Annotated in this window: 8 protein-coding genes and 1 pseudogene; 4 read left to right on the plus strand and 5 right to left on the minus strand. The window is 66.5% G+C overall.

Annotated elements, in window-relative coordinates; genetic code table 11:
* From JMF90_RS10865 to JMF90_RS10885, 5 genes are all read right to left on the minus strand, one after another.
* A partial coding sequence (locus JMF90_RS10865; RefSeq protein ID WP_201325100.1) for a glycosyltransferase occupies positions 1 to 863 on the minus strand: 863 nt, incomplete at its 3' end.
* Positions 864 to 869: 6 nt separating this feature from the next.
* Positions 870 to 2,021: a DegT/DnrJ/EryC1/StrS aminotransferase family protein gene (locus tag JMF90_RS10870; RefSeq protein ID WP_041489547.1), complete on the minus strand. Its 1,152-nt coding sequence runs from the start codon at positions 2,019 to 2,021 to the stop codon at positions 870 to 872.
* 130 nt (positions 2,022 to 2,151) lie between these two features.
* Positions 2,152 to 2,523: an EamA family transporter gene (locus JMF90_RS10875; RefSeq protein WP_006478635.1), complete on the minus strand. Its 372-nt coding sequence runs from the start codon at positions 2,521 to 2,523 to the stop codon at positions 2,152 to 2,154.
* A gap of 13 nt (positions 2,524 to 2,536) precedes the next feature.
* A complete protein-coding gene (locus JMF90_RS10880) occupies positions 2,537 to 4,213 on the minus strand; it encodes a glycosyltransferase family 39 protein (protein WP_011549657.1) in 1,677 nt (558 codons plus the stop codon).
* Between the two features lie 123 nt (positions 4,214 to 4,336).
* Positions 4,337 to 4,711 (minus strand): Mth938-like domain-containing protein, encoded by a 375-nt coding sequence (locus JMF90_RS10885; RefSeq protein ID WP_012328660.1) that lies wholly within the window; start codon positions 4,709 to 4,711, stop codon positions 4,337 to 4,339.
* Between the two features lie 316 nt (positions 4,712 to 5,027).
* On the opposite strand from JMF90_RS10885, the gene JMF90_RS10890 reads away from it, so the two are divergent.
* From JMF90_RS10890 to JMF90_RS10905, 4 genes and pseudogenes are all read left to right on the plus strand, one after another.
* Entirely contained in the window at positions 5,028 to 6,266 is a 1,239-nt protein-coding gene (locus JMF90_RS10890) for a pyridoxal phosphate-dependent aminotransferase (RefSeq protein ID WP_011549659.1), read from the plus strand.
* Positions 6,267 to 6,319: 53 nt separating this feature from the next.
* Positions 6,320 to 7,648 carry a homoserine dehydrogenase gene (locus JMF90_RS10895; protein ID WP_006478639.1) on the plus strand — a complete coding sequence of 443 codons (1,329 nt, stop codon included), beginning with the start codon at positions 6,320 to 6,322 and terminating at the stop codon, positions 7,646 to 7,648.
* A gap of 10 nt (positions 7,649 to 7,658) precedes the next feature.
* Positions 7,659 to 9,110 (plus strand): threonine synthase, encoded by a 1,452-nt coding sequence (thrC, locus tag JMF90_RS10900; RefSeq protein ID WP_011549660.1) that lies wholly within the window; start codon positions 7,659 to 7,661, stop codon positions 9,108 to 9,110.
* 247 nt (positions 9,111 to 9,357) lie between these two features.
* Positions 9,358 to 9,683 (plus strand): annotated as a pseudogene (locus JMF90_RS10905) (molybdopterin molybdenumtransferase MoeA); the annotation flags it as partial.

The raw sequence follows: 9,683 nt of genomic DNA on the forward strand, positions 1-9,683 counted from the left end.
GTGATCGCGAACAGCGTGAACACGCCTTGCACTTCCGCGCCGACGATGAAGCGGCGCACGAGCAGCAGCACGAACAGCGCGGCGGAGCCGAGCGACAGGATCACGCCGATGAACGACAGCCACTGCAGCGGCACGACCGAGAAGCCCGTCACGAGGTCGAAGTTCAACCGGATCAGGCTGTACAGCGAATATTTCGATTCGCCCGCGAAGCGTTCCTCGTGCGCGACCTCGATTTCGGTCGGCCTCTGCGCGAACGTGTACGCGAGCGCGGGGATGAATGTGTTGACTTCACCGCACACGTTGATCGTGTCGATGATGCGGCGGCTGTACGCGCGCAGCATGCAGCCCTGGTCGGTCATCTTGATGCGCGTGATGCGCTCGCGCAGCCGGTTCATCATCTGCGACGCCTTGCGCCGCCACAGGCTGTCCTGGCGCTGCTTGCGGATCGAGCCGACGTAGTCGTAGCCCTCGCGCATCTTCGCGATCAGCTTGCCGATTTCCTCGGGCGGGTTCTGCAGGTCGGCGTCGAGCGTGATGACGATCTCGCCGCGCGACTGCGCGAAGCCCGCGAGGATCGCCATGTGCTGGCCGTAGTTGCCGTTGAGCAGCACGATGCGCGTCGTGTCGGGCCGTACGTGGAACTGATCGGCGAGCATCGCGGCCGAGCGGTCGCGGCTGCCGTCGTTGATCAGGATCACTTCGTACGACGTGTCGAGTGCGTCGAGCGCCGGATACAGCCGCGCGAACAGCGCGGCGAGGCCGTCTTCCTCGTTGTACACGGGGATGATGACCGACACTTCCGGCCGGCCGGCGTCCAGATGCGCGGCGCCCGGATGCCCGGCGCGTGCTTCAAGGTGACTCATGTACGCTTATTTTCCGTATTGTTCGCAAATCTGATTGACGGCGTCGACCACGCGACGCACGTCGCCTTCCGTCATCTGCGTAAACAGCGGCAGCGTGACGGTCGACGCGCCGTACCGTTCGGCGTGGGGGAACATGCCCTCCTTGAAGCCGCGCGCACGATACAGCGTGAAAAGATGGATCGCCGGGTAGTGGATGCCGGTGCCGATGCCGCGTTCCTTCATTTGCGCCATGAATTCGGCGCGCGTGATCGTCAGCCGCTCGAGCGGCAGCGTGACCAGGAACATGTGCCAGTTGCCGTTCTCGAATTCGGCGACCGGCAGGCCGAGGCCCAGCTTCACGGCCGCGCCGCCGTCGAACGCGGCGAAATACGCACGGGCGAGCGCGCGGCGCTGCGCGGTGAAGCGCTCGATGTGCGGCAACTGGCCGAGGCCGACGCGCGCGGCGACGTCGGTCAGGTTGTACTTGCCGCCGAGCACGTCGCAGTCCATCCCGTCGAAGCCGGTGCGCGTGATGCCCTGCAGCCGATACTTCTGCGCGAGCGCCGCTTCGTCCTCGTTGTTCAGCACGAGCGCGCCGCCTTCGATCGTCGTCAGGTTCTTGTTCGCGTGGAAGCTGAACGACACGATGTCGCCGATCGCGCCGATGCGCTTGCCGTTCCACGTCGAGCCGAACGCCTGCGCGGCATCCTCGATCACGCGCAGCTTGTGCGCGCGGGCGATCGCGTACAGGCGGTCCATGTCGACCGGCAGGCCGGACAGGAACACGGGGATGATCGCCTTGGTGCGCGGCGTGATCGCCTGCTCGAGCTTGTCGAGGTCGATGTTGCGCGTGACGGGGTCGATGTCCGCGAACACGGGCGTCGCGCCCGTCTCGATGATCACGTTGCTGGTCGAGACCCACGACGCCGGCGTCGTGATCACCTCGTCGCCGGGGCCGACGCCGGCGATGCGCAGGCCGATCTCGAGCGTGCAGGTGCCCGAATTGAAGGCGCGAACCGGACGGCCGCCGCAGTACTCGGACAGCGCGGCCTCGAATTTCTGGCACTGCGGGCCGGTGGTGATCCAGCCCGAGCGCAACACGTCGACGACGCCCTGGATGGTTTCCTCATCGATCTCGGGGCGGGTGAACGGCAGAAACGGAGCGGTAGTCTGGCTCATGAACGCGTTGGGCCTGTAATGGCGTGTAATAAAAGGGTCGGGCGATCCGCCCGAAACCGGCATTAAACACCGGTTGGCGGATTCGTACCGTGATTTTTTGTAGGCGGACGCTTAACGGCGCGGGCCGCGCTCAGCTGCGCGCCAGCACGAGCACACCGATCAGGATGATGCCGATGCCGACGAGCTTCTGGACCGACAGCACCTCGCCGAACAGGTACCACGCCGCGAACGCGTTGACGACGTAGCCGAGCGACAGCATCGGATACGCGATCGACACGTCGACCCGCGACAACCCGACGATCCACACCACGACGCTCAGTACATAGCAGCCGAGGCCGCCGATGATCGGCAGCTGGGTCGCGATCTTCAGGCCGACCGGGAGGATGTTCGCACGGCTGAATTCGAAGTGTCCAACGGCGTTGACGCCGGCTTTCAGCAGAAGTTGCGCACAGGCGTTGAGCATCACGCCGGTGACGATGCAGACGAACGAAACGGGGTTCATGCGGGGGACGTCCTTACGATTGCGGTTTCTCGACGATCACGCGGCGGTTGTCGCGCGCGATCACGCGCATCGGCACGCCTTCCTTGACCAGCGCGTCGTACTGGCCGGGCGGCATGATCGCGAGCGCATGGGTGTCCTGCTTCCAGCGCGTGATCCATTCGCCGACGGTCGGGACCCACTTGTTCGGCTCGACCGAGATCCCGAACGCGAGCTCGTCCTGGCGCTGGACCATGATCGTCGTGTGGCCCATGTAGAACGGGAACGTGTGATCGAGCATTTCGATCGAGTAGAACGGCGTATCGGGCGGCAGCTTCGCCAGCTCGGCGCGCACGGCCGGTGCGAGCAGCGCGCCCGAGCTGTAGCGGCCGAACTCGTCGTGTCCGGTACCGCCGATCGTGCCGAACGCGAGCCACGCGGCGCCGAACGCCGCGAGCGCGGCGGCCACGCCCGCGCGGCGGTTCAGCCAGGCGGCCGCGAGCGTCAGCGCGGCCGAGACCGCGAGGCCGGCGTACAGCCACATCTGGAACGCCCGGTACAACGCGTTCGGCGTGCGGGCGTCGCCCTGGTACGCGAGGAAGATGATCCCGAACGCCGCGGCGACGAAGAACACGAGGTAGCCGAGCAGGTGGCGGCGGAAGCGCTCGGCCGTCATCAGCGGCAGGTAAGCGCCGATGATCAGCGCGAGCGCCGGCGCGACCGGCAGCACGTACGAGATCAGCTTCGAATGCGACGCGCTGAAAAACAGGAAGATGAACGCGCTCCAGATCAGCAGCACGAGCATCGGCGAGAAGCCGTTCGGCTGGCGCGGCATGCGCAGCGCATGGCGGATGCTCTGCCACGCGACCGACAGCCACGGCAGGAAGCCGACCAGCAGCACGGGCACGAAGTAGTACAGCGGGCCCGGGCGGTTCTGTTCCGGGGTCAGGTACCGGCGGAACTGCTGGACGACGAAGAAGAAGTTGAAGAACTCGGGGTTGCGCTGCTGGACCAGTACGAACCACGGCGTGACGATCGCGAAGAAGATCACGAGGCCGCTGACGAGATACAGGCGCTTCCACAGCGCCCAGTCGCGCGCGATCAGCGTATACAGCACGAGCACGGCGCCGGGCAGGATCAGCCCGACGAGGCCCTTGGACAGCACCGCGAACGCCATCGCGGCCCAGCACGCCCACATCCAGCCGCGTACCGCCGCCGGGCGCAGCCCGGGCCGCTGCGCGAGCAGCAGCGAGCAGAGCGACAGCGCCATCCAGAACGCGAGCCCCATGTCGAGCGCGTTGAAGTGGCCCATCAGGTTCCAGTACGGCGCGCTGGCGAGCACGACGGCCGCGAGGAAGCCCGACAGCGGGTTGAACAGGCGCGCGCCGGTGTAGCCGACGAGCAGCACGCCGGCGAAGCTCGCGACGGCCGTGTAGAGGCGCGCCTGCCATTCGCCGATACCGAACCACGCGAACGTCAGCGCGTTCAGCCAGGTCTGCAGCGGCGGCTTCTCGAAGTACTTGTAACCGTTGTAGCGCGGCGTGATCCAGTCGCCGGTGACGAACATCTCGCGCGCCATTTCCGCGTAGCGGCCTTCGTCGCTCGGGATCAGGTGGCGCAGCCCGAGTGGCGCGAACCAGACGATCGCGAGCGCGACGAGCAGGAGGACGAGCGTGATGCGATTGAGCGGTAGCCTCGACGGCGTATCGTTCATGGGTTTTCAGCCTGTTGGTTGTTGTGACGGGGCCGCCGGCGGGCAGCGCCGGGGCGGGCGGCCTGGCCGGGCCGATCGGGGGATCGACCCGCTGCGCCGGCCCGAGTTTTACCGCATCGGGGATTAACGTTCAATTAAGAGCGCGGCGGCGACTTTGCGGCCCTCGGCCATCAGGATGTTGTAGGTGCGGCAGGCGGCCTGGAAATCCATCGTCTCGACGCCGATCCGCTTCGCGGTGAGCGCCGCGACGAGGCGCGGGTGCGGAAAGCGCAGCCGCGCGCCGCTGCCGAAGATCACGAGTTCGGGCGTCGGGTCGAGCAGCATCGCGAAATGCTCGGGCGCGAGCGCGTCGAACGACGACACGGGCCAGGCCTGGACCGGCGCGCCGGGCAGCACGATGACGCTCGTTTCATGGCGTTCGAGATTGACGTCGACATAATCGGGGCCGTAGCCGGTGACGGTGTTGAGCGCGCCGCTCGTGTCCTGGTGCAGTTTCAAATCGGTATTCCGCGGTTCCGTAGGGGAATGGATGGGCCGGGCCGCAGGGGCCCCGCTGGCCGGTTTCGCGCGCCGGGGCACGCGCGGACGCCCGACGGCGCGGGCCCGGCGCGGCTATGGTGCATTGCGAAAGTCGGCCAAAATCCGCTAAATTATAACTTTTTGGTCGCCCCCGGGCGCCACTTGCGTCGTGCGTCGCCACAAGCCGCGTCCGACCGCCGCTTTTTCCCAGTCTAGACAGCGCGCACAGACCGGCCGCTTTCCAGTTTTGATCCCGTCCCCCCGGCCGCAAGGCCAACCCAGGAACCGTGTCGTCGTGAAACCGATTCAGAAGTCGAACAAGCTGCTCAACGTCTGCTACGACATCCGTGGCCCGGTGCTCGAGCACGCGAAGCGCCTCGAGGAAGAAGGCCACCGCATCATCAAGCTGAACATCGGCAACCTCGCGCCGTTCGGTTTCGACGCGCCCGACGAGATCATCCAGGACATGATCCGCAACCTGCCGGCGTCGTCCGGCTATTCGGATTCGAAGGGCGTGTTCTCGGCGCGCAAGGCGGTGATGCACTACACGCAGGAAAAGGGCGTCGTCGGCGTCGGCCTCGACGACATCTACATCGGCAACGGCGCGTCCGAGCTGATCGTGATGGCGACCCAGGCGCTGCTGAACGACGGCGACGAAGTGCTGCTGCCCGCGCCCGACTACCCGCTGTGGACGGCGGCCGTGAGCCTGTCGGGCGGCACGCCCGTGCACTACGTGTGCGACGAGCAGAACGCGTGGATGCCCGATCTCGACGACATCCGCAGCAAGATCACGCCGAACACGAAGGCGATCGTCGTGATCAACCCGAACAATCCGACCGGCGCGCTTTATTCCGACGAATTGCTGCTCGAACTGCTCGAGATCGCGCGCGAGCACGGGCTGATCGTGTTCGCCGACGAGGTCTACGACAAGATCGTCTACGACGGCCTCGAGCACACGGCGCTGGGTTCGCTGTCCGAGGACGTGATCACCGTCACGTTCAACAGCCTGTCGAAGAGCTATCGCTCGTGCGGCTATCGTGCGGGCTGGATGGCCGTGTCGGGCCTCGGCGGCGACAACCGCCGGCGCGCGAAGGACTACCTCGAAGGGCTCGGCATCCTGTCGTCGATGCGCCTGTGCGCGAACGTGCCCGGCCAGTTCGCGATCCAGACGGCGCTCGGCGGCTACCAGAGCATCAACGAGCTGATCGTGCCGAACGGGCGCCTGTACAAGCAACGCGAACTCGCGTATGACATGCTGACGTCGATCCCGGGCGTGACCTGCGTGAAGCCGCAGGCCGCGCTGTACATGTTCCCGCGCCTCGACCCGAAGCTCTACCCGATCCAGAACGACCAGCAGTTCATTCTCGACCTGTTGCTCGAGGAGCGCGTGCTGCTCGTACAGGGCACGGGTTTCAACTGGGCGACGCCGGACCACTTCCGCGTGGTCTTCCTGCCGAACCTCGACGACCTGGCCGATTCGATCAACCGGATCGCACGCTTCCTCGACGGCTACCGCAAGCGCCATTCGGTCTGAGCGGGCAGGGCCACACGGAACTCACTACTTCTTACTCATCGATCACACGCAGCATGGAACCGATCAAAGTTGGCCTGTTGGGCTTCGGCACCGTCGGCAGCGGCACCTTCACGGTGTTGCACCGCAACCAGGAAGAAATCAAACGACGCGCGGGGCGCGGCATCGAGGTCGCGCGCATTGCCGTGCGCAACCCCGCCAAGGCGCAGGCCGCGCTCGGCGGCAACGCCGGCACCGCGCAGATCACCGATGATTTCAATGCGGTCGTCGACGATCCGTCGATCGCGATCATCGCCGAGATGATCGGCGGCACGGGCATCGCGCGCGAGCTCGTGCTGCGCGCGATCGCGAACGGCAAGCACGTCGTGACGGCGAACAAGGCGCTGCTCGCGGTGCACGGCACCGAGATCTTCGAAGCCGCGCGCGAGAAGGGCGTGATGGTCGCGTTCGAGGCGGCCGTCGCCGGTGGCATCCCGATCATCAAGGCGCTGCGCGAAGGCCTGACCGCGAACCGCATCCAGTACATCGCCGGCATCATCAACGGCACGACGAACTACATCCTGTCGGAAATGCGCGACCGCGGGCTCGACTTCGCGACCGCGCTGAAGGCCGCGCAGGAGCTCGGCTACGCGGAAGCCGATCCGACCTTCGACATCGAAGGCGTCGACGCCGCGCACAAGGCGACGATCATGAGCGCGATCGCGTTCGGCGTGCCGGTGCAGTTCGACCGCGCGTACGTCGAGGGCATCAGCAAGCTCGACGCGACCGACATCCGCTATGCGGAAGAACTCGGCTACCGGATCAAGCTGCTCGGCATCGCGCGCCGCGCCGCCAACGGCATCGAGCTGCGCGTGCACCCGACGCTGATCCCGGAAAAGCGCCTGCTCGCGAACGTCGAGGGCGCGATGAACGCGGTCGTCGTGCACGGCGATGCAGTCGGCACGACGCTGTACTACGGCAAGGGCGCGGGCGCGGAGCCGACCGCGTCGGCCGTCGTCGCGGATCTGGTCGACGTCACGCGCCTGCACACGGCCGATCCCGAGCATCGCGTGCCGCACCTCGCATTCCAGCCGGACAGCCTGTCGAACACGCCGATTTTGCCGATCGAGGAAGTGACGAGCGGCTACTACCTGCGCCTGCGCGTGGCCGACCAGACCGGCGTGCTCGCCGCGATCACGCGCATCCTCGCCGAATCGGGCATCTCGATCGACGCGCTGCTGCAGAAGGAGTCGGAGCAGATCGACGGCGCGAACGGCGAGACCGACATCATCCTGATCACGCACGAGACGGTCGAGAAAAACGTCAACGCGGCGATCGCGCAGATCGAGAGCCTGGCGACGGTGGTCTCGAAGGTAACGAAGCTGCGCATGGAAGCGCTGAACTGAGGCTGACGACATGAACTACATCTCCACGCGCGGCGCCGGCATCGGCGAGCGCCATACGTTCTCCGACATCCTGCTCGGCGGTCTCGCGAAGGACGGCGGCCTCTACCTGCCGGCCGAGTATCCGAAGGTGTCCGCCGACGAGCTCGCGCGCTGGCGCACGCTGTCGTACGCGGATCTCGCGTTCGAGATCCTGTCGAAGTTCTGCGACGACGTGCCGGCCGACGACCTGCGCGCGATCACGCGCCGTACCTACACGGCTGCCGTGTACAGCAACACGCGCCACGGCGAGAACGCATCCGACATCACGCCGCTGAAGACGCTCGGCACCGAGCACGGCACGGCGCTGTCGCTGCTCGAACTGTCGAACGGCCCGACGCTCGCGTTCAAGGACATGGCGATGCAGTTGCTCGGCAACCTGTTCGAGTACACGCTCGCGAAGCACGGCGAAGCGCTGAACATCCTCGGCGCGACGTCGGGCGACACCGGCAGCGCGGCCGAATACGCGATGCGCGGCAAGGCCGGCGTGCGCGTGTTCATGCTGTCGCCGCACAAGAAGATGAGCGCGTTCCAGACGGCGCAGATGTTCAGCCTGCAGGACCCGAACATCTTCAACCTCGCGGTCGAAGGCGTGTTCGACGACTGCCAGGACATCGTGAAGGCCGTGTCGAACGATCACGCGTTCAAGGCGCAGCAGAAGATCGGCACCGTCAACTCGATCAACTGGGCGCGCGTCGTCGCGCAGGTCGTGTACTACTTCAAGGGCTATTTCGCGGCGACGCGGTCGAACGACGAGCGCGTGTCGTTCACGGTGCCGTCGGGCAACTTCGGCAACGTCTGCGCGGGCCACATCGCGCGGATGATGGGGCTGCCGATCGCGAAGCTGGTGGTCGCGACCAACGAGAACGACGTGCTCGACGAATTCTTCCGCACCGGCGCGTATCGCGTGCGCAGCGCCGAGCACACCTATCACACGAGCAGCCCGAGCATGGACATCTCGAAGGCATCGAACTTCGAGCGCTTCGTGTTCGACCTGCTCGGCCGCGATCCGGCGCGCGTGATGCAACTGTTCCGCGACGTCGAGGAGAAGGGCGGCTTCGATCTCGCGGCGAGCGGCGATTTCGCGCGCGTGGCCGAATTCGGTTTCGTGTCGGGCCGCAGCAGCCACACCGACCGCATCGCGACGATCCGCGACGTGTTCTCGCGCTACGACACGATGATCGATACGCATACGGCCGACGGCGTGAAGGTCGCGCGCGAGCATCTGGAGGCCGGCGTGCCGATGGTCGTGCTCGAGACGGCGCAGCCGATCAAGTTCGGCGAGACGATCCGCGAAGCGCTCGATCGCGAAGCCGAGCGGCCGGCCGCCTTCGACGGGCTCGAGGCGCTGCCGCAGCGCTTCGAGGTCGTGAAGGCCGACGCGCAGCAGGTGAAGGACTTCATCGCCGCCCATACGGGCGCATGACGCACGGCCGGGCCCGCGGGCCCGGCGGCGCAGGACGGCCGGAATGCCGATTCGTCGAACGGATCGGGGTTCCGGCCGTTTCGTTTGGTACTCAGGTTTGGCACGCGGCCATCGTCCGTCGCGCGAAACAAGTGCCAGACCCGTGCGTTCGCGCCGATTACAGTCTTCGCATGTTCGCCATATCGCGCGTCCGCGTGACGGCGTCGCTACAATGACGTATTGATTCCAACGATCCCCGATTCCATCGATGTCGAACCCGAATCCCGCGGCGCCGCGCGCGCCGATGCTGTCGACCGCCGAGGCGCTCGCCGCGCTGCTCGACGCCGCGAAGCCGCTGCCCGGCGCCGAAACCGTCGCCACGCTCGACGCGCTCGGCCGCGTGCTGGCGGCCGACGTGAGCTCGCCGCTCGACGTGCCGCCGATGCATACCAGCGCGATGGACGGCTATGCGGTGCGCGTCGCCGATTTGTTGCACGGCGATCGACGGTTGCCGGTTTCGCAGCGCATCCCGGCCGGCCATCCGGCGCAACCGCTTGCGGCCGGCACGGCCGCGCGGATCTTCACCGGCGCGAC

This window comes from Burkholderia sp. E168m23 (assembly GCF_016586125.1).
GTDB lineage: Bacteria > Pseudomonadota > Gammaproteobacteria > Burkholderiales > Burkholderiaceae > Burkholderia > Burkholderia orbicola.